We start from the raw sequence: 26,816 nt of genomic DNA, 5'->3' as shown, positions 1-26,816 counted from the left end.
CCAAAGATAGAAACAAAAAATACATGAGTGAACCATTAACTTGAATTTTATCAACAAAAAAACCAATCTTTAATAGATTGGTTTTTTTATAAATTATATATAACAACTAATTATATTGTAATTTTTATTGTAGCATTCCAAGTTCTTCCGTATCCGAAATAAACTTGGTTGTTTACGTTAATTCCTTTATATGTATCAGCTCCTTTGTAATCTGCTTGATAGTTTGTAGTTGCTTCAGAAATATAAATATGATTAAATACATTATTTACATTAAAACGTAAAGTTAATTTATTTCTATCTGTTAATTTATGCTCCCAAGAAATACCAGCATCCATTAAATTGTATGAAGGCAATTTTAAATTACCAGATCCTCTTGTTGATGTATCATCAACTACAGAACTAACTCTTGAACTATATAAATCTCCTTGATAGCGATAATTTGCATTAACAGAAATACTCTTTATGACTTTATAATTCATACCTAATCCAAATTGTGTTTGTGCAGCATCTCCTACTTTCAATTTATCAAGGTTTTCGCTTGTAGTATCTAAGTAATTTTGATTATCTCCATATACAAATGTCGTAGATTGTCCTCTATATTTCCAATCTCCTAAAGAAGCGAAACCTGTCAATTCTAATACTCTCATTAGTTTGTATCCCATTTCCAGTTCTAGTCCTTTATGTCTTTGTTCAACACCTTGGTTTACTAAATTTATAATTGAACCACTTTCTACGCCGTATTTACTTATATCAGTTGATGTAGCAGTTCTAGAGTCTGTTGTTACACGATTTTTCCAATTTGTGTAATATCCATTCAAGTTTGCCCAAAAATTTCTAGCTTTGAATTTATATCCAAACTCTATACCTAATACCTCTTCATTTTTAGTATTATTATTTGCTTCATTACTATTTCTTAAAAATAAAGCTCTACTAAATGGCTGGCGAGAATAGAATCCAGAGTTGGCAAAAATCATGTGATTTTCTGCTATAGTAAAACTAACACCTCCTTTTAGGTTATATCCCCAGTTTGATAATTTTTCAGATTTTTCGTTTTCTTCAGTATATTTAAAATAATCCCAACGTTGATTAGTTTGATTAGATACCGATCCTTGAAAAAATGTACTAAATGCATCTGTTGAATACTCTAACTGAGTAAATAAACCTCCATAATTCACTCTTTCTCTATCATCATAACTCGTTTTTTCTGTGTCATTCTTAGCGTAATTATTCAATTTCCATGGATCATTTGTAGAAAACGTTTTGGAAACATTATAACCATTTGGATATCTAACATTTGTCCCCGATCTTACAGTGTAGTAATCACCTCCCATTAAATTCGCTAATTGTTGAAAATGATCTCCTTCGTATGCTCTAAGATCAAAACCTACATTCAAATTTAATTTGTCTGTGAATTTATGCTTTAGATTAGAAAGCATTCCATACCATTGATGATTGTTTACGTTAGATCTTATGGCATAACTAGAAGCTCCACCTGCTTGACTTTGTCTATCAAACTGATTTTGGATTAATTTTAATCCTGTATCAGAGTCAGTTGTCGCTCTACCCAAAGGTCCTGTTCCTCCTCCACGACCCCAAGAACCATAAAGAACTGTAGATAAACTAGTTTTATCATTTATATCAAAATCCCAGTTTATATTCATTACGGGTTTATGGTAGAAATTTCTTCTTTCATTAAACAGTTCACCATGTAAATAACCTTGATTTCCATTGAACTTACGCCCATATTTCAAAAGAGTTGATATTGGTTGAGCATAATTTTGATCATGCCACTGAGGTGCTCCTGTCAATAAGAAGTTTAATGTATGATTTTTAGATGGTTTATAGCCAAATGAGATAAAATAATTTTGTCCTTGACCTTTAGTACCATCATTGTATCCGTTACCTTGCCAATGACTTAATAATAAGGAAACACCAAATTTATTATTGATTAACCCTGTATTGTAGGCTAATGTCGAAGTGTAATAATAATCATTTGCTATTCCTGCTCTAAAAACACCTCCTTCTTTCTTTTCTGTAGCTTTTGTTATAAAGTTATATGTTCCCCCTACAGATGAAATGGCTATTTTTGATGATCCTAAACCTCTTTGAATTTGAATTGCAGAAGCTATATCAGACATACCCGACCAGTTTGACCAATATACTCTACCACTTTCCATATCATTGATTGGTTGCCCATTCAATAAAAATGCCGTGTTAGATTGATCAAAACCACGTGTAACAACTCTAGAATCACCAAACCCTCCTGATTGTCCTGCTACATATACAGATGGTGTATTAACAAAGGCTTTGGTAATATCATCACCTCCTCCAGTGCTTCGCTCTATCTGTTCTTTAGTAATTGTAGTTGATGCAACTGGTGTTTTTCTGTCTTCAGCTAGATCAATTACTCCTTTACCTATAATTAATGTCTCTACTAAAGACACATTTTCGTCCTCTTGTTGAACAACTTTTGTAGAATCTGTTGGTTCAACAACTTGAGCGAAAGATAATGTTGCCGTTAAGGCAAAAGCTCCTACTAATAAAAGCTTCATTGAGTTTAACCTCATCTTATGAAATAGTTTAAAAGTTTACTTCCGCAAATTTCTATACTTTAAATGAGATTATTGTTAAATTATGGTAAAATTTTATAAAATCAATTAACATCTTAAATATTAATTATTAATTATTATTTTTTATTCAAAATAGTCGATATTTTATCAATATTTTAAATTATATGAAGTAATTCTATTAAATTTTAAAGATTATTTAACATTTAATTAAAAATTAACATAATGTAAATGTTAATTTTTAACATTAATTATAGGAATACAATGATTTTTTTTTAGAAAAAAGATGAAAACTCAAGAAAAAATTAATTATTTAGAATCAGTATTAATAAAATTAAATTCAATAACTTTTTTATTTATAAAACAATAGTTTTTAAAATATCGTTAATTTATTAAAATCACTTTATAAAAAAAAAGTTTTCATAGATCACATAAAAAAATGTTAATTTTTAACAAATATTAGTAATCTATAATTATCTACTAAATTTTAAATCTCCAATTTCGATTAATATTATTGATGCAATAGGACGAATGATTAAAACGATAAATACTGAAAATTCTAATGGAAGTGTAAATCTTTCTAACTTATCAGCAGGATTTTATGTCGCAACAATTCAAGATGATAATGGAAATAGTGTTTCGCATAAATTTATATTGAAGTAGATTTCTTACCAAATAAAAAACAAAAAGCAAGCTGAAATAGCTTGCTTTTATATTTTTGAAATTTATCTAAATCTTAGTCATTCAAACTTTGTAGGTAAGAAACCCAACCTAACGTTTGGTATTCTTTTGCCGCAGTTTTTACATCAGCAGCTTTGTAAATTCCACGACCAACAATCATAAAGTCTGTGTGGTAATTTTTGAAAACTAATTCTGGCGTATTATACTGTTGTCCTTTGCTATCTCCAGTCGAAGAAATATTAACACCAGGCGTAAACAATAACAAGTTATCAGGAATTTGGCGTTGTGCAACAGCTCCTAAAACATTTCCAGATTGTTCCGAAACATTAATTGCTTTTGTAAAGTAATAATCATCAGTCAATGTTCCTTTCGAAGACATTTCAACAATTGTGATAACTCCGGTATTTTCGAAAACTTTTAATGATTCTAAACCTCCAATTGGATGAACAGTTACTAAATCTGCCCAATCAGAAATTTTGTAAATCGATTTCTTAAATTGTAATTCTTGCGTATTTCCAATATCTCCAAACTTGCGATCTTCGAATAATAAGAATTCTTTTTCACGTGCGATTTTTTTCAACTCAACAATTAAGTTATCCGAAAAATCTTGAATAATATCTGAATGTAATTTTAACGCAACAATATGATCACCAACCTTTTTAGCGAAATCTGTAATTTCTTCAGAAGTAATTAAATCTGCAGAAGCAATTAAGTTTGATTGTTTTTTAAGTGCTAATTCAACCAAACGTTTTCCAACTGGATGTACAATTTTTTTGTTTTCCAATGCAATACGTTGTTTTGCAGGAACCGCTTCTGGAGGTAGAGCTAAAAAGTCTTTGATTTTTTTCGCTTCATCATCACTTAAACGGTGATATTTATGTAAAATATCGATTACCTCGTGAATTGTAAATAACGTTTTCACATTGTAACCTTGTTCTTTCAATTTTTCAGATCCACCTTGCGCACGATCTAAAACAACCACCAAATCTTTTACACGTAAACCTTCGCGCTCAACTTGATCAATTGTTTCTAATAAAGATTGTCCAGAAGTAATTACATCTTCGACCAAAAGACAAGATTGTCCTTCCGCAAAAACACCTTCTACCATACGTTTAGTACCGTAACCTTTGTTTTCTTTACGTTTAATAATCAAAGGAATATTCGATGTTAAACTCATTGTAGTCGCCATTGGCAAAGCTGCATAAGGCACACCACAAATCAAGTCGTATTCTACATCTTCAACTAAATCTAATAAGTTATTTGCTAAAGTTTTTAGTAATTGTGGACTCGAAGCTAAAGGTCTTAAATCGACATAGAAAGGAGATTCTATACCACTTTTTAAAGTAAAATTTCCAAATTTTATAATTCCCAGCTCGTAAGCTTTCAATAAAAAATCTTCTCTTGGTTGCATCTGTGTAATGTTTGAGCAAAGTTAATAGGTTTTTGAGTCATTTATGGCATTTTCACGAAAATTAATTTTAAGATGAATAAAAATTGAATATTTATACTGATTTGATTTATAATTTGTTCGAAAAGTGAAATATTATAAATTCTGAAATAATTTTTCTAATTAAGAAACATTCAATTTGGAGCCGTTTTAGATGAAAACTTCATAAAATAACTTTACTTTTGAAATCTATACAAACACAAATGAAAAAATATATATTCGCTAGCATCGCTTTTGTAAGTATGTTGGTTTCGGCACAAGAAACGCCTTTCAAATTCAAAGAATTAGTTAATAATTCTGCACTTCCTATTATTTCGCAAGGAAAAACGGGAACTTGTTGGTCATTTTCGACAACTTCTTTTTTAGAATCGGAAGTGAAGCGTTTGACAGGAAAAGATGTCGATTTATCGGAAATGTATAATGTGCGTTTTACTTATCCTGTAAAAGCTTATAATTATATATATCGCCAAGGAAAAGCACAATTTAGTGAAGGAGGTTTGTCGCATGATGTATTAAACTCGGTTCGTAAAAATGGATTAGTTCCAAACGAAGTTTATGCAGGTTTTGCGAATGGAACAGATGTGAAACATAACCACGAAATGTTGGTAAAGGATTTGAAAGTTGGATTAGATTCGATTGTAAAAAATCCTAAAAAATATTTAACTGCAGATTGGAAATCAAAATTTGATCAAAAATTGAATGATAAATTAGGTGTTCCTCCGACAAAATTCAAATTCGAAGGAAAAGAATATACGCCACAAGAATTTGCAAAAGCCTTGAAAATAAATCCTGATGATTATGTAACCTTGACATCTTTTCAGCAAGCGCCTTATTATTCACAATTTATTTTGCAAGTGCCAGATAATTTTTCAAATGGTTCATATTATAATTTACCATTAGATGAATACATGAAAGTCTTGGACGAAGCGTTATATAAAGGATATACAGCGGCTTTTGATACAGATGTTTCTGAAAAAACATTTTCTAAAAAGTATGGAATGGCAATTTGGCCTTCAGAAGGTTTAGAATCAGATTATTTTGTTCAGATTTTACCTGAAAAATGGGTTTCTGCTGATGAACGTCAAGCGGCTTTCGAAGATTATTCGACAGAAGACGATCATTTAATGCATATTACGGGAATTTTGAAAGATCAATTGGGAAATCAATATTATGATGTAAAAAATTCTTGGGGAACAACAGATTTGGGAAATAATGGGCACATTTATATGTCGAAATCATTTTTCAGAATGAAATCTATCGCTTTTACAGTGCACAAAGATGCGTTGTCAAAAGAAGTGAAAAAGCAATTAGGAATAAAATAAAACCACTAACAAATGAATACATTAGAACAAGCGATAGAGAAACTAGATTATAAAGGTTATTTGGATGTAGAAATTCCAAAAGGCACTGATTTGATTGCGGAAATCAATAAATTACGTAAAGAGAAAAATGCGGTGATTTTGGCACATTATTATCAGTCAGGAGAAATTCAGGATTTAGCAGATTATTTAGGTGATTCATTGCAATTGGCTCGTGCAGCTGCAAAAACTGAAGCTGATATGATTGTTTTTTGTGGTGTTCATTTTATGGCGGAAGCCGCAAAGATTCTGAATCCGTCTAAAAAAGTGGTTTTACCAGATACAAAAGCAGGTTGTTCTTTGGCAGATTCATGTTCGGCAGAAGGTTTACGTGGTTTACGTGAGCAACATCCAAATGCGATTGTGGTAAGTTACATCAATTGTGATGCGGGTGTTAAAGCAGAATCAGATATTATTGTCACTTCTTCGAATGCGGAAGCGATTATTAATTCGTTGCCAGAAGATCAAGAAATTATTTTTGCGCCAGATCGTAATTTAGGTCGATACTTAAATCAAGTTTGTAATCGCAAAATGATTTTGTGGGATGGAGCTTGTATCGTACATGAAGCGTTTTCATTGGAACGAATTGCACAACAAATGGCAGATCATCCAAATGCAAAATTAATTGCGCATCCAGAAGCGCAAGAAGATTTATTGAAGTTTGCACATTTTATTGGTTCAACTTCTCGTTTGTTAGATTATGTGGTAGAAAATGATGCACAAGAATTTATTGTGGCAACGGAAGAAGGAATTTTACACGAAATGCAAAAACTTGCGCCGAATAAAACATTAATTCCTGCTTTGGTTCAAGATGAATCATGTAATTGTTCTGAATGTTTTTACATGAAATTATCCACATTAGAAAAATTATATCTGTGCATGAAATATGAATTGCCAGAAATACAAATCGAAGAAGAATTGCGAGTGAAAGCATTAGCTGCAATTAATAGAATGTTAGATTTATCAGAAAAAATAAAATAATGGCTATTCAAGATGTTTTAGTCATTGGTTCTGGAATTGCCGGACTTTCTTATGCGCTGAAAATTGCGATTCGTTATCCCGATGCAAAAATTACAATTGTAACAAAAGCAAACGAAGACGAAACAAATACAAAATATGCACAAGGTGGAGTTGCTGTGGTAAGTGATTTCGAAAAGGATAGTTTTGAAAAACATATCGAAGATACACTTCGTGCAGGAGATGGTTTGTGTAAGTTAGAAGCGGTTGAGGTTGTCGTAAAAGAAGCGCCAGAACGCATCAATGAAATTATTGATTGGGGTGTTCGTTTCGATAAAAATCATGAGGGGATTTATGATTTAGGTCGAGAAGGAGGTCATACCGAAAACCGAATCGTTCATCACAAAGATATTACGGGTTGGGAAATTGAACGTGCAATGCTCGAAGCAATAAAATCTTACCCAAATATCAAAATGCTAACACATCATTTCGTAGTTGATTTAATTACAGAACATCATCTTCGTCAAGATAATACAGATAAAATAACATGTTTTGGTGCATATATTTTAGATTTGAATACCGATAAAGTTGAGCAACATTTAGCCAAAGTAACTTTGTTAGCAACTGGCGGAGTTGGTCATGTTTATAAAAATACAACGAATCCTATTATTGCAACTGGTGACGGAATTGGGTTGGCTCGACGTGCGAAAGCAACCGTTTCGGGAATGCAATTTATTCAGTTTCATCCAACAGCTTTTTACAGTGAGTTTGATGGGCAATTGTTTCTGATTTCGGAAGCAGTTCGTGGTTTTGGAGCAAAATTGCGTACAAAAGATGGCGAATTGTTTATGCATAAATATGATGAACGTGAAGAATTGGCTTCGCGTGATATTGTGGCGCGTGCGATTGACAACGAAATGAAATTGCGTGGAGATGATTATGTTTATATTGATTGTCGACATTTAGAGAAAGAAAAATTCTTGGAGCATTTCCCGAATATTTACGAAAAATGTAAATCCGAAGGTTACGATATGTTTACCGAATTGGTTCCGGTTGTTCCAGCTTCGCATTATTTGTGCGGTGGAATAGACGTCGATTTAGAAGGAAAAACATCTATCGAGAATTTGTTTGCGGTTGGCGAATGTTCGAATACAGGTTTACATGGTGCAAATCGTTTGGCTTCGAATTCGTTGTTAGAAGCGATGGTTTTTGGTCATCGTGCAGCGTTAAAAACGGTCGATTTATTAAATGATAATCAATTTTCGATTTATAATTTTGAGTTTCCAGAATGGAACGAAGAAGGGATGAAAGTGCAAGAAGAATTAGTATTGATTTCTTATTTACGCAAACAATTACAAGCGATGATGAGCGAATTGGTCGGAATTGTACGAAGTGATAATCGTTTGCAAATTGCACAGAATCGTATCAATGAAATTGAGAAAATGGTCAACGAAATTTATTATTTTACGATTGTTTCACCTAAAATTTTAGAACTTCGAAATTTGGTTGATGTAGCACATTTAATCATTGAGCAAAGTATCAATCAAAAAGAAAATCGAGGAACTTTTTACAACAAAGATTTTAATTAATGAAGAAGTTATATCTGTTCGTTACATGTTTTGCAATGAGTTTTTCTTTTGCTCAAAATTCGAAAGAAAAACAAAACGTAAGTTTGACTTTTGGTAAAGAAGCTAAGAAAGCGGTTGTGTATTTTGGTTGCGAAAATTTCAAAGAGAATAGCGAGTTACAAACATGTATGAACAAAAACTTGAATCAAGATATTCAAACTCAAATTTCATTCTTTTCTAATATTGCTGATTATCTTCATATCGAAACTGCTCAATCTAAATTAGGTTTTAAAATTAATGAAGATGGTAATTTTGATGATGTCTCGACTGATGGTTCAAATCCAATTTTTAATAGTGTAGCATTGTCGAGTTTAGTTTTGTTGAACAATAAAATGGAGCGAGCTAATCTGAAAATGACGCCTGCAAAAGGAGTCGATGGAAAAGCGGTTGCGATGAAATATACAATGCCTTTACGTTACGAATCGGCAGAAAAAAATAATGATTTTGAAACTTTCCCTTCAGAAAATCGTGTATTGTTTACTTTAAAAACTGATGAAGAAACGATTGAAGTAAGAATTGATAAAGAATTTAATTTAACAACTTTTGGTAATAATGGAAGTCGAGAATATTATTTAGGAAAGTTTTCTAATCTTTTCGAAATGGCTTCTATTGATCCTTATGCAACTGCTTTTGATGTGGCTTTTAAATCTGGAGCAATTGACATTACAAAAGGTAAAATTGATGACAAAGAATATAAACTTCAAATCAAAAATTTCTTCGAAAATGATCCTTCAGTACAAGTGTTGATTACAGTTGTGCGTGAAGAAAACGGTACTTGGGCTGAATATTATGAATACAAAACCAAGAAAGAATTTAATCAATCAAAATTTGCATCCTTAACATATAGATAATGAATTTTCCTCCATATATCACACAAGAAAAATTACAACTTTTTATTCGTCAAGCTTTTTTAGAAGACGTTGGCGATGGCGATCATTCAACTTTAGCGTCGGTTCCGTATGATGCAATTCAAGAAGCTGAACTGAAAGTGAAAGATAACGGAATAATAGCTGGAATTGAATTAGCAAAAATTATTTTCGATACGTTTGATCCATCTTTAAAAATAGAACAATATATAAATGATGGCGATAAAGTTCAATTTGGTGATATTGCGTTCAAAGTGAAAGGTTCTTCGCAATCAATTTTAACTTGCGAGCGATTAGCGTTGAATTGTATGCAACGAATGTCTGGTATTGCGACTTATGCACATGAAATGATGGAATTGGTAAGCGGAACAAATGCCAAAATTTTGGATACACGCAAAACAACACCTAATTTTCGTATGTTAGAAAAATGGGCTGTTAAAATTGGGGGCGCAGAAAATCATCGTTTTGGATTATACGATATGGTGATGTTAAAAGATAATCATGTCGATTTTTGTGGAAATATTACTAAAGCAGTTGCGCAAACCAAAGATTATTTGGAAAAACATCATTTACATCTAAAAATAGAGGTGGAAACGCGCAATATGGATGAGGTAAAAGAAGCTTTGGAGGCAAATGTTGATTTTATTATGTTGGATAATTTTGATCTCGAAACGATGAAAGAAGCTGTTCAATATATAAATGGACAAGTAAAAACTGAAGCTTCGGGTGGAATTACAAAAGAATCTGTTCGTGCAATTGCCGAAACTGGTGTTGATTTTATTTCTTCTGGTGCGATTATTCATTCTGCTCCTAACTTTGACTTGAGTTTAAAAGCTGTGAAAGCTTAGTTTTTTAACAATTTTTCTTAAAAGTTTGCATTTGAGTAAAAGAGAATGTCTATTTTATCAGAATTTAAAATATTTAAATTTTGTATAACTGAAAACTTCAAAAAAATATAAAGCAAGCTATTTACAGCTTGCTTTTTGTTTTTTATTTATCTTAATAACCTAGTTTTCTTTATTCCTGATTTCAAGAAAAATTCATTCAATAAATCCATTTTCTGCATACATTCATCACCTAAGTCAATTTCTTTATTACTTGATCTAAAAGCATTACAGTCAAAACATATTTCAATATACTCTAATAAATTATCATCTTTGTCTAAAAACAATATAGCATTATTAGGCATATAACACCCTGAAGACATGCGAACATTTGAATCTTTCAAGTATCCATAATTAAAAATTAGATTAGTTAATTCATCTTTTTGAGAAGAATTTAGTTCAACATAATCTTCAAATCTTAATTTATCAAACAACGATTTATCCTCTTCCATACTTACAAAATAACTCCACATTTCACCACCTGCAACACCTGGTTTTTGTTGATGATACGTTGCTAAAACTATTTTTTCTGATATATTATAAGGATAAATTTTATTTCTTTCAGTAACAGTTAATTTATCTTGTTTTACACAAGACATATTTTTATAAAACAACTTTTCTTTGTATTGACTTCCACAACTTGTTAATATAAAAAATACTATTAGTAAAATACTATATCTACTCATTACTTGAACACAAATTTATGTGAAACACTATTTCCATTATAATCTTGAAATGTTGCGATATAAAATCCTGTAGATAAATTAGAAAGATTTACACTTCCATTAGAATTTTCAGTATTTATTGTTTTAATCATTCGTCCTGTTGCATCAATTATTTTGATCGAAATTGGAGATTTAAAATTTAATTGATAATTCAATATTTTATTTGAAATGTAAATTTTAGACGAATTTTTATCAATATCATTTGTACCTAAAGTCGAGATTTTAGCCGCTTCAACTACATATTCTATTCCTAATTTTGTAAACTTCGCCGCATGCGTAGACGTACTTCCCATAAACGCATAAGTATCTCCGGTTGTGTGTATATTAGGATTATCTTCTCCCATTTTAGACTCGAAAGGTAAAGTCGCCGCATAACCATTTTCCGACCAACTCGCATGATCTGAGCATCCATAACCACATTTTGAAGTATCATACGTGAATTGATGTAAACCCGTTTTGTTGTATTCGTCCATCAATTTCATCAAAAACGAATTGAGATTTGCATCACAATAAGTATCCGTCATCAAAATAACATCTTTCGTAGAACCTTTGTAATTCGTCATATCAAATTGTACATAACCTATTACATTTTTATTCTCCGAAGCGTATTTCTGCGCAATTTCTTTCGATCCTACCAAACCTATTTCTTCTGCAGCATAAGCCATAATTTCGGTAGTTCGTTGCGGTTTGAAATTATTTTTCAACAAAACACGTAAAACTTCGGTAATTGTTGCAATTCCCGATGCATTATCATCTGCTCCTGGCGCAAAAGTCTGATTTGCATTCCAACCAACAGTCGAATCGGCGTGACCTCCAATAATCACAAATTCATCTTTCTTTTCAATTCCATTAAAAGTCAAAATCAACGATTTCATTGGTGTATTCACATGACCAACGATTCTTACAGCAACATCTGTTCGTCCTGCATCAGCAATCATTTTTTCCCAAACTTCTTTCAATTTAAGAACCGCATCATTTGCTTCTTGTCGTGTATGATAACGCGTTTTGAAACCTTCTAACATCAAAATTGTTTTCTCAATTTCTTTCACATCAACATCATTCAAAGCCGTAGTTATAAAAGCTTGTTCTGATATTGTATAATTGAAAGGTGCTTTTTTCTGAGATGGCTTTTCTTGAAGTGATTGAAGTGCATCTTCTTTCGAATTTTGAAAAACATAACCATGTCCATGTGCAAATTTTCCGTGCAAACTTTCAGCAATTGCAGGATGAAAATAAATTGCAGATAAATTATCTTTCGAAGATATTAGATCAATTGAATCTGCATGATTTTTTTGTAAAAAAATTGCATTCTCTGTCTCCATTGTCGCAAAAATGAAGTTTTCTTTGGATTGCCCAAAAGAAAAAATAGCATGGAATAAAAAAGGCGTAAGGAATAAAAATTTATTTCTCATAAAATCATATTAGTGTTAAAACAAATATATGATTAATAATATTTTATCAGATTTATTTGAAATAAAAAAATCCATCTTTCGATGGATTTTTTTATTAATATTTTAATTGAAACTTTATATAAGTAATCTTTTTACCTTCTTCCAAAAACTTCGATTCGTAATATGTTTGTACTTCCGTTACAATTGCAGGAATATCCGAATGATCTGGGTGATAAACATCGTGTGTAGAACGAATCACTTCGTGTCCTTCGATGTGAATAACACCATGTGTATATCCGTGTAAAAATTCAGAATCTGTTTTTAAATTAACTGTTCCTTCAGGTTTTAAGATGGTATTGTAACGTCTCAAAAATTCAGGATCTGTTAAACGATGTTTTGTTCTTCTGTATTTGATTTGTGGATCTGGGAAAGTAATCCAAATTTCGCTCACTTCATTTTCTGCAAAAAGATGATCGATAATTTCGATTTGAGTTCGAAGAAATCCAGCATTTTCAATTCCTTCATCCAAACAAGTCTTAGCACCACGCCAAAATCTTGATCCTTTAATATCTACTCCGATAAAATTACGATCCTTGTCACGACGCGCCATTGCAACTGTATATTCTCCTTTTCCGCACCCAAGTTCTAACACAATTGGTTTGTCGTTCTTGAAAAATTCTTTGTTCCAATTTCCTTTTAATGCAAACTCGTTAATTGCCTCTTCTCGTGTTGGTTGAACAACATTCTGAAAAGTTTTATTTTCGTTAAATCTTCTGATTTTATCTTTTCCCATTTCGGATATATTTTGCGCGAAATTACGAGATTTTGATTAATCTAAAAAACTGTTCTGAAAACACATAAATATCATCAAATAGTATTTATGTAAAAAGGTTTGTTATTTTTGTATTGAAAAACTAAAATTAGAAAAATGGATTTTATCAAACAATTTCATAGTGGCTGGGCTTATCTTGTGATTTTGATGGGCGTTATCTTTGTGATTTCAACATTAATTTATGCGATTTCTAAAAAAGATACAAACGCAACAATAAAAAAAATCGGGTTATTTACAACCATTACTTTTCACGTTCAATTATTACTTGGATTAGTCTACTATATTATGATGTTTTCTGCTTTGGAACCATCAGGAATAATGAAAGATTCTGGCTTGAGATTAACTTTTGTTGAACACCCTATGATGATGATTGCAGGTGTTGTTTTTATGACAATTGCGAATGCAAAATTAAAACGATCTACAACTGTACCAATGAGCGTTGCAGTCTTTGCAATTATTGGTTTAGTTTGTATTTTAAGTAGAATTCCTTACCATGTTTGGTTTGCTTAAAAATTTAGAATAAATTCATAGAAAAGAGTATTAAGTTATTAATACTCTTTTTATATTTTTATGTGATTTATAATTTTTTTATTCTAATTTCGTTATTAACAAGTCGCTAAAGCTTTCTTTTAAATTTTAAGAATCTTTGGCACTCGATTTGAAATAGACTTGTACAAACTAAGAAATAAAATGAAATACATAAAATATCTATTCTCTTTGCTTTTGGTTTTAGTAACTTTTAACCTAAACGCTCAAGATTTTCATACAGCAAATATCAAGGTTGATTACGAACAAGAAACTGGAACTTTAAATATCACTGCGCGTACATTTACCAATCAGTTGGAAAAAGCAGTTGGTGCTGATGTTTCAAACAAATCTAACTTCGAAAACAAGTTGAAAGCGTATGTAAATAGTAAAGTTGATGTAAAAGTAAATGGTAAAGCTTTGGGAACTTCTTATTATGGTTATCAGGTAAATGATAAATCGACACGAGTTTTTTTTAAGTTTGATAAAATTTCTAATATCAGCTCGATAGAACTAAAAGTAGCTTTGTTGACAGATATTTTTAATGATCAACAAAACATTGTAACTTTTGATGTCAAAAATAAAAAAGACACAAAAGTATTAACAGGAAATAACGACACCGTAAAGATGTCTTTCTAATAAAGCAAAAGCCTTCCGAAATCGGAAGGCTTTTTTATTTCAAATATGCTTAATAATTATCTCTAATAATTCGTAATAACTTTTCGTTCTCATTTCGAATCCAAGATAAATCTTTGATCGAATTATTATTCATCAAACTAAAAATTAACGTTCTTCCAGATTTCGTTTTCAAATAACCACTCAACGTTACATTATTGTTCAACGTTCCTGTTTTGGCGTAAATATAAGGTTGCGCCGAATCTTTGTATCTATTTTTGATTGTTCCCGTTTTACCGCCGATTGGGAAAATAGAAAACAAACGTTGCTCAGGAAATTCGTTGTACATTTTCCCTAAAACTTGCGCAAAACTTTGAGGTGTAAACAAATTATAACGCGATAATCCCGAACCGTCAAACCATTCTGGTTGCTGTTTCAAATCATTCAACAAATATCTTTTCGAAAAGGTAATCGTTTCAGAAGCGCTCAATTTTCCTGGTAAAGTACTCGAAGCTAAAATCAATAAATGTTCAGCCAAAAAATTATCGCTATTTTCCATCATTTCGCGGTAAACATCATCTGATTTCTGACTATAAAACACTTTCGGATTATTGACCATTGGCGTTTTGACCATATCAACAGGTTTCCCCAAAATTTGCGACAACGATTTTTCTATCACCGTTTCATTCACAATGAAAGGAACTTTTTCTGTTCGTTTTTTATTGCTGATATAAAATTTATTGTCATAGAAATTCCTCGGCTCTGGCATTTCTCTAATTTCTGTTAATTCTTCAAAATATGTTGGAAATGTTTTGATTGAACTTCCATTTTTCGAAATTGAAACTAAATTTTCATGAATCGGAAACTGACTTCTTTCTGGTGCATAATCTTTTCTAAAATCGTCCCAAGTCCAACCTGGTAAAAAAGATTCTTCGTCGAAATTATTCCAATGAAAAACAATTTTAGAACCATTATTTTTCAAAAAATCTACCGCTCGTGTATTTTTATATTTTGGATGCAAAAAAGTTGGATCTCCAGTTCCTTCGATATGCAATTCGTCACCAATCAACTGATATTTGAATGCAGGGATAGAATCGTTCAACATTTTCATTGCTGTATACAACGTAAAAATTTTGGTATTTGATGCTGGAATAAAAAATTTATTCCCGTTATAATTATAGATTTCTTCTTTCGTGATTGGATCATACAAATAAAATCCTGTGAATTGAGTGGAATAGAAATCAGAATTGAGATGTTTCTCAATTAATTCGATCTGCGCAAATAGATGCACAGACGAAAAAATTGATAATATGGTAAGTAAATACTTCATTAATCTTTATTATCGAAAGGAACTGTTGGCGAATTACTATCATTCTTAATAATCATCTCTGTATGCGGATAAGGCATCGAGATATTATTATCGTCTAATGCATATTTCACCGCGCGATACAATTGCCAATAAGCCGTCCAATAATCACTATTCTTCACATAACAACGCACAGCCAAATTCACAGAACTTGCTGCAAATTCTAAAATCTCAACCGTTTTAGATTGTGTATCATCAACCAATTCATTTTTCTCTAAAACATTCAACAAAACTTCGCGCGCTTTGTCAAAATCATCATCATAAGAAATACCAACATTCACATCTAATCGACGATATTCTTTGACGGAATAATTGGTAATTGGATTATTAAACAAATTTGCATTTGGTAGCGTCACAACCTGGCCTTTTCCAGTAGCAATCACTGTATTTAATAAACTGATTGATTCGACAGTTCCTTCATTTCCTTGTGAAACAATATAATCTCCTACTTTAAACGGTTTGAAAAGAATAATTAGAATTCCCGCTGCAAAATTTGACAAAGACCCTTGTAAAGCTAAACCAATTGCTAAACCAGCTCCTCCTAGTGCTGCGATTAAACCGGAAGCATCTAAACCTAATCGTGAAACAACAAACATTATCACGATCATTTTTAGAACAATATTTATAATCGGAATAAGAAAAGTACGAATAGATAGATCCACATTACGAGCAATCATACGTTTTTCAATCAATTTTTTCAATTTGCCCGCCAACCATAAACCAATTACTAACGTAAATATCGCAGAGACTAAACTCCACCCCACTTCAGACCCTTTCGTAATTAACCAGTTCGTAATATATTCTACATCTTTGATAGGTGTTGAAATCACATCTTGTAAACTATCAACCTTGTCTTGTTCTTGCATAATATTTTTTTAGTAATTCAGCGGATAAAATTAATTCCATTCTTACATCTTTTCAAAAAAATAAAAAAATTATCATTTTTTTTAACTAATTTTAATAAATCTGAATATTGGTACAATATTCGTTAATAACAAATTACAACTAAAAAAAGACTATAATTAAAAATTAAAATCTATGAACATTATTGAATTAGTAAAAGGGTATATTACCCCAGATTTGATCTCGAAAACTTCATCAGAATTAGGTGAAAATGAATCGGGAATTTCTAAAGCAATCAATGCATTTATTCCTATTCTTTTAGGAGGTGTTTTAGAAAAAAAGAATTCTACTACAGGCTTATTTCATACCATCAAATCTTTTGGTGCTTCTCGTGGATTAGCTAATATTTCGACAGAACAAGAAACTCCAGACACAATTAAAGAATTAATCAATGTTATTTTTGGTTCGAATGCGCAACCAATCGTTTCTAAAATTGCTGAATATGCAGGAATTTCGACAGGTTCATCTTCAAAATTATTAGACTTAACTGCATTAACAACTTTTGGATCTATTGGAAAAGAAGCCGAATTTAACAATGTAACAGAAGCTGATTTCTTTTCATCTTTAGGAGGAATTAAAGATAAAATTTTAGGATTAATTCCAACTGGTTTAGGACTTGGAGCTTTAGGTTTAGGAACAATATTTAACGATGCGCCTAAAATTACTGAAACAATAGATGTTGCAAAAGATCATATAACTGAAACTATTACAGAAACAAGAAAAGTAGTTGATGTAGAACCAGAAGAAAAACCATATGTAGCGCCAGTTGATGCTTATGCAGAAACTCATAATAACAATGGTGGTGGAGGTTTTTGGAAATGGTTAATCCCATTAATTTTAGTTGCTTTAGCAGCCTTTTTCTTATTAAAAAAATGTAATAAGAACGAAGAAAAAACAGTTATTACAGAAGAATCTGAAATTGTGGTTGATTCATTAAATGAGGATTCTCTAAACGCTGCACCAAAAGAATTATCTGATATTGATTTAGATGGTGTTGCATTGAAAGGATATGCAAATGGATTAGAAGATCAAATTATCAAATTTATCAAAGCGCCAGATTTTGCAACAATGACAGAAGATCAATTGAAAGAAAAATGGTTCAACTTTGATAATGTTAACTTCGTTTTTGGTAAAACAGATCAATTAGAGCCAGGTTCTGACGTTCAATTAGATAATGTTGCTGCAATTTTGAAAAAATATCCAACTGCAAAAATTAAACTTGGAGCGTACACAGATAAAGTTGGTGATGATGCAAAAAACAAAGAAATCTCTCAAAAAAGAGCAGATTACTTAAAAGCTGAATTAACAAAACGTGGTGTTGGTGCGCAAGTTATTGCTGCCGAAGGTTACGGAGAAGAATTTGCAAAAGTAGCTGAAACAGCTTCTGACGCAGAAAGAGCTTCTGATCGCAAAATGTCATTACGTTTTACAAAATAATCATTTCATAAAATTTTTAAATAAGGGGTAAAGGCAACTTTATCCTTATTTTTTTGTTATTTTTTTCGAAACCAACTCGCAACAAGCTAAACAATTAATATCTTTGCACACTATGAAATTTTCAATCGATAAAAAATACGAATTTTCTAAGGCAAGAGCTGGTGTTGTAGAAACCGATCATGGTAAAATCGAAACACCTATTTTTATGCCAGTTGGTACGGTTGGTACAGTAAAATCTGTTCACCAACGTGAATTAGAAGAAGATATTAAAGCCCAGATCATTCTTGGAAATACTTATCATTTGTATTTGCGTCCAGGAACTGATATTTTGCACAGAGCGGGTGGATTACATAAATTTATGAATTGGCAAAAACCAATTCTTACAGATTCTGGAGGATTCCAAGTGTATTCTTTGGCAACAAGTCGTAAAAAATCTGAAGAAGGAGTGCGTTTCAAATCACATATCGATGGTTCTTACCACATGTTTACGCCAGAAAAATCAATGGAAATTCAGCGTTATATCGGAGCTGATATTTTTATGGCTTTTGATGAATTAACAGGAATTCCAGCAAAATATCACGATGCAAAACGTGCGATGCATGTCACACATCGTTGGTTGGAGCGTTGTAGAACTTGGTTAAACAATAATCCTGAATATTACGATCACAAACAAACGCTTTTCCCAATTGTACAAGGAAATGATTTCAAAGATTTGCGTCAAGAATCAGCAAAATATATTGCGGATTTCGGTGCAGAAGGAAATGCTATTGGTGGATTATCTGTTGGTGAACCAGAACCTGTGATGTACGAAATGACGGATATCGTAACCGAAATTCTTCCACAAGACAAACCTCGTTATTTAATGGGAGTTGGAACACCTTGGAATATCATCGAATGTATTGCTTTAGGAGTTGATATGTTCGACTGTGTTATGCCAACTCGTAATGCGCGTAACGCCATGTTGTTCACGTGGAATGGTGTTATGAATATGAAAAATGCAAAATGGAAAGATTGTTTTGAACCATTAGACGAAAACGGGACTAGCTATGTGGATAGTTATTACACAAAAGCCTATGTTCGTCATTTGTTCAATGCCAACGAAGCGTTAGGAAAACAAATTGCATCTGTTCATAACCTTGCGTTTTATTTAGATTTGGTAAGAGTTGCAAGACAGCATATCTTAGCAGGAGATTTCGCTCAATGGAAAGAACAAATTGTTCCACAATTAAAACAACGTCTGTAGTTTGAAAATAATTGATAAATACATCATCCGAAACTTTATCGGAACCTTTATCTTCATGGTTTTGATTTTGTCTACTATCGCTGTTATTGTCGATCTTAGTCAAAAATTAGGACGTATTAATGATAGTGGTTCTACAGCTTTTTCGGCTTTAACCCAATTTTACCCTTATTGGTCTATTTGGATTATCAACACCTTTTTACCAATTGCCGTTTTTATCACTGTGATTTATTTTACATCACGACTTACGATGCAAACCGAAATTGTAGGTGTGCTTTCGGGTGGTATTAGTTTTTATCGATTTACACTTCCATATATTTGGGTTGCTATATTTTTAGCTGTTTCTGCTTTGGTAGTAGGAAATGTGGTTTTGCCTTGGGCAAATATCAAAAAAAATAAATACCAATACACCCATTTATTGAGTAATAACGACAAGGAAGAATATTATAAACGACAACGTATCGGTTCGCAAATTTCTCCTGATGAGTTTGTTTTTGTAGATAGTTATGACAGAACAGAAAAATTAGGAAGTTCTTTTATGTATCAAAAATTTGATTCGACTGAGTTGAAAAAACAAATCATCGCTTCAAGTTTTAATTGGAATGATAAAGATTCTACTTATGCATTAATGAGTGTTTACACACGCGAAATTAACAAGGATAAAACCGAAAAGTTAAATTACGAAGCCAATACAAATTTGAAGTTACCAGCTTCTCCTGATGAAATTTTACCAGAAGAATATGTTGCTGAAACAATGAATACCTTCGAATTAAATGAATTTATTCAGAAACAAAAAGCAAAAGGTTCTGCCAATGTAAATACATACGAAAATGAATTAAATAACCGTTTGAGCGTACCATTTTCAACTATTATTTTGACACTTTTAGCTTTATCGCTTTCATCTAAAAAACGTCGTGGAGGAATCGGAATCAATCTTGCAGTTGGTATTTCGTTAGCGTTTGTCTACATTTTCTTCTCGCAAACAACGTCTACGTTTTCCGAAAAAGGATATGTTTCGCCACTTGTCGCCTCATGGATACCAAACATCGTCTTCGGATTACTAACTTTGTTTTTATATTTCAGACGAGCACGTTCATAAAATATTTCAAAATCCAGTTTCGAAAAGAACTGGATTTTTTATTTGACATTAAACCAATTATATTTTTAATTAAAAGAAATAAAATTTTTTATTCAATTGATAATAATTAACTTTAAGACATTCTAAATTAATCCCTTAGATTTAAAAAAAGTTGAAGTGTAAAACTAAAATCAATTGATATGAAAAAAAATTTACTCCTTTTATTTTTAATCCTTTCGGTTTCTATTTTTTCACAAGAAACATTAAATACGATGTTTTATAATGTGTTCAAATTTCCGAATTCACTTCCTCAAAATCGTCAATTGATCTTAAGAGATATTTTAGACGAATACAAACCAGATTTATTTATGATTTGTGAATTAGTAACAGAAAATGGCGCTGATTTAATCTTAAATACATCTTTGCAAAATCAACCTGATAAATTTGCTCGCGCACTTTTTGTGGCTGATACAACGAAATTAGATGATCCGTTACAAACAATGGTTTTTTATAATACACGTAAATTGACGTTGGTTAATCAACAAAAAATCCCAACAGTTTATCGCGACATCAATCAATATTCTTTTCAATTAAATATTACTTCAAACGATCCCATTCATTTAGAAGTTTTTGTTGCGCATCTAAAATCAAGTACAGGACCTGCAAATCGTCAAATGCGTTTGGAAATGGTGCAAGAAGTCACAAAATCCTTGAAAAAATTAACGCAACCTAATACATATGTTCTTTTTGCTGGAGATTTTAATTTTTATAATTCATCAGAACCAGCTTATCAAGAAATTATCAATCCGGCAAATGCTATTTTGATGATTGATCCATTAAATGCACTTGGAAATTGGCAAGACAATCCAGCTTTTAGTTATTTACATACACAAAGTACACGCGTTTCTAACATAGGTTTTGGAAGCGGAACTAATGCAGGGGCAAGTGGCGGTTTAGATGATCGTTTTGATTTTATTATGATGAGTGAAAATTTCAAAAACAGCTCACGTTTTTCTTTTATAAACGATAGTTATAAAGCGTATGGAAATAATGGAGATTGTTTGAATAAAGATGTTAAAGATCCTGATTGTACAGGCATTTACTCTCAAACTCTACGAACTAATTTGTACAATATGAGCGATCATTTACCTGTTGTGATGCAATTTAAAATTCATGAGAGTTTAAGTACAAAATCAATTGAATCAAAACCTTTTATCTGGTTAAAATCAGCAAATATTACGAATGATAAAATTATAATTGGTATTGATAAAACACAATTAAATACTCAAAATAATATACTTTTCATTTACAATTCAGTTGGACAAAGTGTACAATCGGTTCGTATTAATAATCAATCAAATATAACGATTAATTGTCAAGGATTAGCGGCTGGAATTTATTATATTAAAACAAAAGAATCAAACGAAATTTTAAAGTTTATAAAGAGATAATTCAATATTAATTTTATCGAAAACAAGATAATTTCATTCAAAACAATAGCTCAACTATTTACTTAATATTTTAGCTAAAATCAACCCTTTAAAAATTTCGTCAACTTACAGAAAATTCGTAATTTTGCATCCTAGTACAAATTCTAAAAGTAAGATGATAAACATTTCTCTTCCAGATGGAAGTGTAAGACAGTATGAGAGTGGCGTAACTCCTATGGACGTGGCGCTAAGCATTAGTGAAGGTTTAGCACGTAATGTAATTTCGGCTATAGTAAACGATCAACAAGTTGAAACAACAACCCCAATCACCACAGATGCAACGATCAAATTGTTAACCTGGAATGATGAAATGGGTAAAAAAGCTTTTTGGCATTCATCTGCTCACTTATTAGCGCAAGCTATTTTAGAGTTTTATCCAAATGCTAAATTAACTATTGGACCTGCGATTGACAAAGGTTTCTATTACGATGTTGATTTTGGTGAGGATAAATTTACAGAAGCTGATTTTGCGAAAGTAGAAAAAGCAATGTTAGAGAATGCAAAGAAAAAAGCTGAATTCAAATTATATTCAGTTTCAAAAGCAGAAGCATTAGAGACATACAAAGACAATGAATACAAAACAGAATTAATCTCTAATCTACAAGATGGAGATATTACATTCTGTACACACGATAATTTTACAGATTTATGTCGTGGTGGACACATTCCAAACACTGGAATTGTGAAAGCTGCAAAAATCTTGAATGTTGCGGGAGCCTATTGGCGTGGAGATGAGAAAAACAAGATGTTGACTCGTGTTTATGGTATTACATTCCCAAAACAAAAAGATTTAACAGAATATCTTGAGTTATTAGAAGAAGCAAAAAAACGTGATCACCGTAAATTAGGGAAAGAATTAGGTTTATTTGCTTTCTCTGAAAAAGTTGGTGCAGGTTTACCTCTTTGGTTACCAAAAGGAGCTGCTTTGAGAAGAAAATTAGAAAACTTCTTATTGAAAGAGCAACAAAAAATGGGTTACGAAATGGTAATTTCTCCACACATTGGTCAAAAAGAATTGTATGTAACTTCTGGTCACTATGCAAAATATGGTGCAGATAGTTTTCAGCCAATTAAAACGCCAAACGAAGGAGAAGAATTCTTGTTAAAACCAATGAACTGTCCACATCACTGTGAGATTTACAAAACATCTCAATGGTCGTACCGCGATTTACCAAAACGTTATGCAGAGTTTGGTACAGTTTATCGTTACGAACAATCAGGAGAATTACACGGTTTAACGCGTGTTCGTGGATTTACTCAAGATGATGCTCACTTATTCTGTACACCAGATCAATTATTAGAAGAATTCAAAAAAGTAATTGATTTAGTATTATATGTATTTACAAATCTTGGATTTGATAATTATTCGGCTCAAATCTCATTAAGAGATCCAGAGAATAAAGAAAAATACATCGGATCTGACGAAAACTGGGAAAAAGCTGAACAAGCAATTATCACAGCATCAGCAGAAAAAGGTTTACCAACAGTTGTAGAATATGGCGAAGCTGCATTCTATGGACCTAAGTTAGACTTTATGGTGAAAGATGCATTAGGACGTCAATGGCAATTAGGAACAATCCAAGTGGATTATAATTTACCAGATCGTTTTGATTTAACTTACACTGGAGCAGACAACGAAAAACACAGACCAGTAATGATTCACCGTGCGCCATTCGGCTCTATGGAACGTTTCATTGCCATTTTGTTAGAAAATACAGCAGGGAATTTACCACTTTGGTTAACACCAGATTTATTCACAATTTTACCAATTAGCGAAAAATATGTGGAATATGGAGAAAAAGTATTAAATTTGCTGGCCGAAGAAGAAATTAACGGACTGATTGACAGTAGAAACGAGAAAACTGGTAAAAAAATCCGTGATGCCGAAATCGGTAAAATTCCTTTCATGTTAATCATCGGTGAAAAAGAAGCAGAAAACGGTACAGTTTCTGTAAGAAGACACGGAGAAGGTGATTTAGGAGAGATGACGATTCAAGCGTTTATCGACTTCATGAAAGAACAAATCAAATTAAAATAATTTAAAACAGAATAACTATCGCAATTAGAAGAAAAGGCGGCAGAGGTCCAGCCAGAGTAATTAAGGAAGATCAACACAAGATCAATGATAAGATTGACGCGAAAGAAGTACGCGTTGTTGGAGAAGGTATAGAACCTGGTGTATATCCAATAGCTAAAGCTTTAGAACTTGCAGAAGAACAAGGTTTAGATTTGGTAATGATCAGTGAAAAAGCCATTCCACCTGTTTGTCGTGTCGTAGAGTACAAAAAATTCTTATACGAACAAAAGAAAAAAGAAAAAGAACTTAAAGCTAAACAGCAGAAAGTTGTCGTGAAAGAAATTCGTTTCGGTCCTCAAACAGATGATCATGATTACGAATTCAAAAGACGTCACGCAAGATCTTTCTTAGAAGAAGGTTCGAAATTGAAAGCGTATGTTTTCTTCAAAGGACGTTCTATTATCTTTAAAGATCAAGGAGAAATCTTATTGTTACGTTTAGCTCAAGAATTGGAAGATGTTGGAAAAGTAGAACAAATGCCAAAACTTGAAGGTAAAAGAATGATTATGATGATGGGACCTAAGAAATAATTAGGTTCTTATCATCTTACAAAAAATAAAAAACGTTTTAATTTTAAATATTTGTAATCATGCCAAAATTAAAAACAAAATCTGGAGCGAAAAAACGTTTCAAATTAACAGGAACAGGTAAAATTAAAAGAAAACACGCTTTTAAAAGCCACATCCTAACAAAAAAAGAGACTAAACAAAAGAGAAATTTAACTCAAACTGGTTTAGTTGATCAAGCTGATGTTCATTCAGTAAAACAACAATTAAGATTAAAATAAGAACGTGTTCTTATTTGGTTTATTAATTCATTATTAACCCTGTCGATGGGCCTTAAAGCAGAGCAATCTCGCCCACTACAAAAAAATTAAAAATTATGCCAAGATCAGTAAACGCAGTTGCGTCAAGAGCTAGAAGAAAAAGAGTTTTAAAACTTGCAAAAGGATATTACGGAAGAAGAAAAAACGTTTGGACTGTTGCTAAAAATGCAGTAGAAAAAGGTTTAGTATACGCTTACCGCGATAGACGTCAAAAGAAAAGAAATTTCCGTGCGTTATGGATTCAAAGAATTAACGCTGGAGCAAGATTACACGGATTGTCTTACTCTAAATTTATGGGAGCTATCCACAAAGCTGGAATTGAATTAAATCGTAAAGTTTTAGCTGACTTAGCGATGAACAATCCAGAAGCTTTCAAAGCAATCGTAGAAAAAGTAAAATAATTTTTTTAAACAATATTAAAACGTTTTAAAACTTGGCTATTTAGTCAAGTTTTTTTTTTTGCTTAAATTTGAATGAATGTCATTCTAGACTTATTTGGAATATCATCATAAATGTTATTTAAAAACCCAACTCAAATGAATCAACAAAAAGATTTATTTCTAAGAATTTGGCCATTTTTTGTCGTTTTTTTTATCTACAATTTTGCTGCAATTGCTATGACGCAATATTATGGTCGCGACGAATTACATCTGCATTTCAATCAATACAGCAATCATTATCTCGATAAACTCTTTGTTTTTTATACCGATTTTGGAACCTATTATTTATTTTTTATACTTCTTGGTTATCTATTTTGGAAAACAACTCGAAGATATTTTTATTATTTATTAGTTTCTGGAGCAGTTGCAACAACAATTAGTGTATTCTTTAAGAATGTCTATTTCGAACAAGTTTTACGTCCTGGATATTATTTTACACAGAAAAAAATAGACATTATTCTAGTCAAAGATTATGCGATACAAATGGATTCAACTTTTCCATCAGGACATTCATTAACAGCGGCAATAATTTCGATGACTTTATGTTTATTAACCAAAAACAGATGGTTACAATTATTTTTTGCACTTCATTTTCCAAGTATCGCAATTAGTAGAATCTACTTATCACGCCATTTTGCGATTGATACCGTTGGTGGTTCGTTTATTGGTTTTTTTATATTTATCTTTATGTATTACATCATCAACCAATCTAATAAACCAAAATTAGATCAAAAATTTATCAACAATGAAAATTCAAAATAAACTTAAAATATCATTAATACAATACGATGTAATCTGGGAAGATACAAAAGCTAATCATTCCTATTTAGACGAATTATTAGCCAATCACCAAACTGATATTATATTGTTACCAGAAATGTTTGCTTCGGGATTCTCGATGAATATAGAAAAAATTGGTCAAAAACCTTTTGGAGAAACCTTCGAATGGATGCAACATAAAGCCAAAGAATTGAATTCTGCAATTGCTGGAAGCATATCTACGCATGAAAATGATAAATACTATAACCGATTTTATTTCATCTGTCCAAGCGGCTCTATTTACATTTACGATAAGAAACATTTGTTCAGTTACGGAAAAGAAGCTGGAGTATATTCAGCAGGAGATAAAATTGTAACGATAGATTATAAAGGATGGCAAATTCGTCCTATTGTTTGCTACGATCTACGATTTCCAGTTTGGATTCGCAATACTGAGGAAAATCCCTACGATTTGATACTTTGTAACGCTAGTTGGCCAAAAGCACGTCGAGAAGCTTGGATTTCACTCCTAAAAGCTCGAGCAATCGAAAATATGGCTTTTATTGCTGGTGTAAATAGAATTGGCGTAGATGGCTATAATCTCGAGTATCAAGGCGATTCGCATTTATTTGATACATTGGGACAAGATTTGAAAACGATTAACAATCATCCTGAAATTTTACAATTTGAAATTGATAAAGAAGAACAAGATAAAACTCGAAAG

The 26,816-nt window shown here is 31.7% G+C and carries 25 protein-coding genes; 18 read left to right on the top strand and 7 right to left on the bottom strand.

Features of this window, described 5'->3' with window-relative positions; translation table 11 throughout:
* Nucleotides 1–110 precede the first annotated feature (110 nt).
* Nucleotides 111–2,552: a TonB-dependent receptor gene (locus tag N5D46_RS05165; protein ID WP_280049331.1), complete on the bottom strand. Its 2,442-nt coding sequence runs from the start codon at nucleotides 2,550–2,552 to the stop codon at nucleotides 111–113.
* A gap of 471 nt (nucleotides 2,553–3,023) precedes the next feature.
* Here N5D46_RS05165 and N5D46_RS05160 point away from each other — a divergent pair, with 471 nt between their 5' ends.
* Entirely contained in the window at nucleotides 3,024–3,230 is a 207-nt protein-coding gene (locus N5D46_RS05160) for a T9SS type A sorting domain-containing protein (protein WP_347881017.1), read from the top strand.
* Nucleotides 3,231–3,303: 73 nt separating this feature from the next.
* Here N5D46_RS05160 and N5D46_RS05155 read toward each other — a convergent pair whose 3' ends face one another.
* Complete coding sequence (locus N5D46_RS05155) at nucleotides 3,304–4,659, bottom strand: orotate phosphoribosyltransferase (protein ID WP_125349589.1); 1,356 nt, start codon at nucleotides 4,657–4,659, stop codon at nucleotides 3,304–3,306.
* A 239-nt stretch (nucleotides 4,660–4,898) separates the two neighbouring features.
* Here N5D46_RS05155 and N5D46_RS05150 point away from each other — a divergent pair, with 239 nt between their 5' ends.
* From N5D46_RS05150 to nadC, 5 genes are read left to right on the top strand one after another with little or no spacing between them, the layout of a single operon-like run.
* Nucleotides 4,899–6,017, top strand: coding sequence for a C1 family peptidase (locus tag N5D46_RS05150; RefSeq protein WP_280049330.1), 1,119 nt, complete (start codon nucleotides 4,899–4,901; stop codon nucleotides 6,015–6,017).
* A gap of 12 nt (nucleotides 6,018–6,029) precedes the next feature.
* Nucleotides 6,030–7,034, top strand: a complete 1,005-nt coding sequence (gene nadA, locus N5D46_RS05145; RefSeq protein ID WP_038337116.1) for a quinolinate synthase NadA — start codon at nucleotides 6,030–6,032, stop codon at nucleotides 7,032–7,034.
* The gene (gene nadB, locus N5D46_RS05140) at nucleotides 7,034–8,599 is read left to right on the top strand and encodes an L-aspartate oxidase (RefSeq protein ID WP_280049329.1); all 1,566 of its coding nucleotides are present in this window, start codon (nucleotides 7,034–7,036) and stop codon (nucleotides 8,597–8,599) included. Before nadA ends, nadB begins: the two co-directional genes overlap by 1 nt.
* Complete coding sequence (locus N5D46_RS05135) at nucleotides 8,599–9,489, top strand: hypothetical protein (protein ID WP_280049328.1); 891 nt, start codon at nucleotides 8,599–8,601, stop codon at nucleotides 9,487–9,489. Before nadB ends, N5D46_RS05135 begins: the two co-directional genes overlap by 1 nt.
* Nucleotides 9,489–10,352: a carboxylating nicotinate-nucleotide diphosphorylase gene (gene nadC / locus N5D46_RS05130; RefSeq protein ID WP_219033810.1), complete on the top strand. Its 864-nt coding sequence runs from the start codon at nucleotides 9,489–9,491 to the stop codon at nucleotides 10,350–10,352. The genes N5D46_RS05135 and nadC overlap by 1 nt, the downstream gene beginning before the upstream one ends.
* A gap of 146 nt (nucleotides 10,353–10,498) precedes the next feature.
* Here nadC and N5D46_RS05125 read toward each other — a convergent pair whose 3' ends face one another.
* The 3 genes from N5D46_RS05125 to trmB all read right to left on the bottom strand — a co-directional run bounded on the left by N5D46_RS05125 (nucleotide 10,499) and on the right by trmB (nucleotide 13,297).
* Entirely contained in the window at nucleotides 10,499–10,987 is a 489-nt protein-coding gene (locus N5D46_RS05125) for a hypothetical protein (RefSeq protein ID WP_280049327.1), read from the bottom strand.
* A gap of 86 nt (nucleotides 10,988–11,073) precedes the next feature.
* Nucleotides 11,074–12,525 (bottom strand): M20/M25/M40 family metallo-hydrolase, encoded by a 1,452-nt coding sequence (locus N5D46_RS05120; protein WP_280049326.1) that lies wholly within the window; start codon nucleotides 12,523–12,525, stop codon nucleotides 11,074–11,076.
* A 94-nt stretch (nucleotides 12,526–12,619) separates the two neighbouring features.
* On the bottom strand, nucleotides 12,620–13,297 hold the full coding sequence (gene trmB, locus N5D46_RS05115; protein ID WP_114998671.1) for a tRNA (guanosine(46)-N7)-methyltransferase TrmB: 678 nt from the start codon (nucleotides 13,295–13,297) through the stop codon (nucleotides 12,620–12,622).
* Nucleotides 13,298–13,432: 135 nt separating this feature from the next.
* Here trmB and N5D46_RS05110 point away from each other — a divergent pair, with 135 nt between their 5' ends.
* Both N5D46_RS05110 and N5D46_RS05105 read left to right on the top strand, forming a co-directional pair.
* Complete coding sequence (locus tag N5D46_RS05110) at nucleotides 13,433–13,846, top strand: hypothetical protein (RefSeq protein WP_125349592.1); 414 nt, start codon at nucleotides 13,433–13,435, stop codon at nucleotides 13,844–13,846.
* A gap of 180 nt (nucleotides 13,847–14,026) precedes the next feature.
* Nucleotides 14,027–14,500, top strand: a complete 474-nt coding sequence (locus tag N5D46_RS05105; RefSeq protein WP_114998668.1) for a DUF6702 family protein — start codon at nucleotides 14,027–14,029, stop codon at nucleotides 14,498–14,500.
* Between the two features lie 49 nt (nucleotides 14,501–14,549).
* Here N5D46_RS05105 and N5D46_RS05100 read toward each other — a convergent pair whose 3' ends face one another.
* Nucleotides 14,550–15,806 carry a D-alanyl-D-alanine carboxypeptidase gene (locus N5D46_RS05100; protein ID WP_280049325.1) on the bottom strand — a complete coding sequence of 419 codons (1,257 nt, stop codon included), beginning with the start codon at nucleotides 15,804–15,806 and terminating at the stop codon, nucleotides 14,550–14,552.
* Nucleotides 15,806–16,708 (bottom strand): mechanosensitive ion channel family protein, encoded by a 903-nt coding sequence (locus N5D46_RS05095; protein ID WP_280049324.1) that lies wholly within the window; start codon nucleotides 16,706–16,708, stop codon nucleotides 15,806–15,808. The genes N5D46_RS05100 and N5D46_RS05095 overlap by 1 nt, the downstream gene beginning before the upstream one ends.
* A 172-nt stretch (nucleotides 16,709–16,880) precedes the next feature.
* Between N5D46_RS05095 and N5D46_RS05090 the strand changes: the two genes are divergently transcribed.
* The 10 genes from N5D46_RS05090 to N5D46_RS05045 form a co-directional block, all read left to right on the top strand.
* On the top strand, nucleotides 16,881–18,182 hold the full coding sequence (locus N5D46_RS05090) for an OmpA family protein (RefSeq protein WP_280049323.1): 1,302 nt from the start codon (nucleotides 16,881–16,883) through the stop codon (nucleotides 18,180–18,182).
* A gap of 112 nt (nucleotides 18,183–18,294) precedes the next feature.
* Nucleotides 18,295–19,425: a tRNA guanosine(34) transglycosylase Tgt gene (gene tgt, locus N5D46_RS05085; RefSeq protein ID WP_280049322.1), complete on the top strand. Its 1,131-nt coding sequence runs from the start codon at nucleotides 18,295–18,297 to the stop codon at nucleotides 19,423–19,425.
* A 1-nt stretch (nucleotide 19,426) separates the two neighbouring features.
* Complete coding sequence (locus N5D46_RS05080) at nucleotides 19,427–20,521, top strand: LptF/LptG family permease (protein WP_114998662.1); 1,095 nt, start codon at nucleotides 19,427–19,429, stop codon at nucleotides 20,519–20,521.
* A 179-nt stretch (nucleotides 20,522–20,700) separates the two neighbouring features.
* Complete coding sequence (locus tag N5D46_RS05075) at nucleotides 20,701–21,951, top strand: hypothetical protein (RefSeq protein ID WP_280049321.1); 1,251 nt, start codon at nucleotides 20,701–20,703, stop codon at nucleotides 21,949–21,951.
* 154 nt (nucleotides 21,952–22,105) lie between these two features.
* The gene (gene thrS, locus N5D46_RS05070) at nucleotides 22,106–24,028 is read left to right on the top strand and encodes a threonine--tRNA ligase (protein ID WP_114998657.1); all 1,923 of its coding nucleotides are present in this window, start codon (nucleotides 22,106–22,108) and stop codon (nucleotides 24,026–24,028) included.
* Between the two features lie 59 nt (nucleotides 24,029–24,087).
* On the top strand, nucleotides 24,088–24,597 hold the full coding sequence (gene infC, locus N5D46_RS05065; protein WP_236688239.1) for a translation initiation factor IF-3: 510 nt from the start codon (nucleotides 24,088–24,090) through the stop codon (nucleotides 24,595–24,597).
* Nucleotides 24,598–24,656: 59 nt separating this feature from the next.
* Nucleotides 24,657–24,854 (top strand): 50S ribosomal protein L35, encoded by a 198-nt coding sequence (rpmI, locus tag N5D46_RS05060; RefSeq protein WP_038337133.1) that lies wholly within the window; start codon nucleotides 24,657–24,659, stop codon nucleotides 24,852–24,854.
* A 95-nt stretch (nucleotides 24,855–24,949) separates the two neighbouring features.
* Nucleotides 24,950–25,294 carry a 50S ribosomal protein L20 gene (gene rplT / locus N5D46_RS05055; RefSeq protein ID WP_038337134.1) on the top strand — a complete coding sequence of 115 codons (345 nt, stop codon included), beginning with the start codon at nucleotides 24,950–24,952 and terminating at the stop codon, nucleotides 25,292–25,294.
* A gap of 135 nt (nucleotides 25,295–25,429) precedes the next feature.
* Nucleotides 25,430–26,095: a phosphatase PAP2 family protein gene (locus N5D46_RS05050; RefSeq protein WP_280049320.1), complete on the top strand. Its 666-nt coding sequence runs from the start codon at nucleotides 25,430–25,432 to the stop codon at nucleotides 26,093–26,095.
* The coding region (locus N5D46_RS05045; RefSeq protein ID WP_280049319.1) for a nitrilase-related carbon-nitrogen hydrolase at nucleotides 26,079–26,816 on the top strand (738 nt) is incomplete at its 3' end. The genes N5D46_RS05050 and N5D46_RS05045, both read left to right, overlap by 17 nt.

Origin of the sequence: Empedobacter sp. GD03865 (assembly GCF_029840775.1) — a bacterium.
In the GTDB taxonomy this organism is placed as follows: domain Bacteria; phylum Bacteroidota; class Bacteroidia; order Flavobacteriales; family Weeksellaceae; genus Empedobacter; species Empedobacter falsenii_B.
Note: the sequence above shows the minus strand (reverse complement) of the source record. Positions and strands in the feature narration are given on the sequence as shown.

Bases quoted from the DNA above. Each gene is read 5' to 3' on its own strand.
- N5D46_RS05165 (WP_280049331.1), bottom strand. From the start codon at position 2,552: ATGAAGCTTTTATTAGTAGGAGCTTTTGCCTTAACGGCAACATTATCT.
- N5D46_RS05155 (WP_125349589.1), bottom strand. From the start codon at position 4,659: ATGCAACCAAGAGAAGATTTTTTATTGAAAGCTTACGAGCTGGGAATT.
- N5D46_RS05150 (WP_280049330.1), top strand. From the start codon at position 4,899: ATGAAAAAATATATATTCGCTAGCATCGCTTTTGTAAGTATGTTGGTT.
- nadA (WP_038337116.1), top strand. From the start codon at position 6,030: ATGAATACATTAGAACAAGCGATAGAGAAACTAGATTATAAAGGTTAT.
- nadB (WP_280049329.1), top strand. From the start codon at position 7,034: ATGGCTATTCAAGATGTTTTAGTCATTGGTTCTGGAATTGCCGGACTT.
- N5D46_RS05135 (WP_280049328.1), top strand. From the start codon at position 8,599: ATGAAGAAGTTATATCTGTTCGTTACATGTTTTGCAATGAGTTTTTCT.
- nadC (WP_219033810.1), top strand. From the start codon at position 9,489: ATGAATTTTCCTCCATATATCACACAAGAAAAATTACAACTTTTTATT.
- N5D46_RS05125 (WP_280049327.1), bottom strand. From the start codon at position 10,987: ATGTCTTGTGTAAAACAAGATAAATTAACTGTTACTGAAAGAAATAAA.
- N5D46_RS05120 (WP_280049326.1), bottom strand. From the start codon at position 12,525: ATGAGAAATAAATTTTTATTCCTTACGCCTTTTTTATTCCATGCTATT.
- trmB (WP_114998671.1), bottom strand. From the start codon at position 13,297: ATGGGAAAAGATAAAATCAGAAGATTTAACGAAAATAAAACTTTTCAG.
- N5D46_RS05110 (WP_125349592.1), top strand. From the start codon at position 13,433: ATGGATTTTATCAAACAATTTCATAGTGGCTGGGCTTATCTTGTGATT.
- N5D46_RS05105 (WP_114998668.1), top strand. From the start codon at position 14,027: ATGAAATACATAAAATATCTATTCTCTTTGCTTTTGGTTTTAGTAACT.
- N5D46_RS05100 (WP_280049325.1), bottom strand. From the start codon at position 15,806: ATGAAGTATTTACTTACCATATTATCAATTTTTTCGTCTGTGCATCTA.
- N5D46_RS05095 (WP_280049324.1), bottom strand. From the start codon at position 16,708: ATGCAAGAACAAGACAAGGTTGATAGTTTACAAGATGTGATTTCAACA.
- N5D46_RS05090 (WP_280049323.1), top strand. From the start codon at position 16,881: ATGAACATTATTGAATTAGTAAAAGGGTATATTACCCCAGATTTGATC.
- tgt (WP_280049322.1), top strand. From the start codon at position 18,295: ATGAAATTTTCAATCGATAAAAAATACGAATTTTCTAAGGCAAGAGCT.
- N5D46_RS05075 (WP_280049321.1), top strand. From the start codon at position 20,701: ATGAAAAAAAATTTACTCCTTTTATTTTTAATCCTTTCGGTTTCTATT.
- thrS (WP_114998657.1), top strand. From the start codon at position 22,106: ATGATAAACATTTCTCTTCCAGATGGAAGTGTAAGACAGTATGAGAGT.
- rpmI (WP_038337133.1), top strand. From the start codon at position 24,657: ATGCCAAAATTAAAAACAAAATCTGGAGCGAAAAAACGTTTCAAATTA.
- rplT (WP_038337134.1), top strand. From the start codon at position 24,950: ATGCCAAGATCAGTAAACGCAGTTGCGTCAAGAGCTAGAAGAAAAAGA.
- N5D46_RS05050 (WP_280049320.1), top strand. From the start codon at position 25,430: ATGAATCAACAAAAAGATTTATTTCTAAGAATTTGGCCATTTTTTGTC.